Source organism: Vibrio sp. 1078-1, assembly GCF_033340475.1.
In genome coordinates this window covers 1-680 of record NZ_JAWOWM010000386.1, presented here as the reverse complement: position 1 = coordinate 680, position 680 = coordinate 1, and the positions used below count along the sequence as shown (strand labels likewise).

Below are 680 nucleotides of genomic sequence, written 5' to 3'. Positions count from 1 at the left end.
CGTTTCAAGCGGCATTCGTGATCGATACGCAGCAATATGGACACTGCAACGGACATAATAATCAGACTGGAACCACCATAACTGATTAGTGGAAGCGTCAAACCTTTGGTTGGAACAATACCAGCGGCTGCGCCCACATTGACCATGGTTTGAAACGCAAACCAAATACCAATCCCAAACGCTAAGTAACCACCAAACATCTCGCCTTCTTCAAAAGCACGTTTGCCGATATACACAGCTTTAAGTACCAAGCTAAAAATCAACATCAGTACTAAAACAACACCGACGAAACCAAGCTCTTCAGCCAATACCGCAAATACAAAGTCGGTGTGCGCTTCTGGTAGGTATTCCAGTTTTTGAATTGAGTTCCCTAACCCTTGACCAAACCATTCTCCGCGACCAAACGCCATCAAAGATTGAGTCAACTGATAGCCGCTACCGAACGGATCTTCCCATGGGTCAAGAAACGAAGTAACACGGCGCATACGGTACGGTTCTACCAAGATCAAACCGACGACAGCGCCAATGCCTGCAATCATCAGGGCCAAAAACTGGGTTAGCTTCGCGCCCGCGATAAATAACATGCCAAACAGAGTAACCAGCATTACAACGACGGTACCCAAGTCCGGCTGACCAAGTAACAAGACGGCGAAGAAAGCAAACACCATGATTGGCTTCAT

Annotated in this window: 1 protein-coding gene; it reads right to left on the bottom strand. The window is 47.1% G+C overall.

Going from position 1 to position 680, the window contains the following annotated elements; all coding sequences use genetic code 11:
- A partial coding sequence (locus tag R7190_RS27725; protein WP_318137913.1) for an FtsW/RodA/SpoVE family cell cycle protein occupies positions 1-680 on the bottom strand: 680 nt, incomplete at both ends.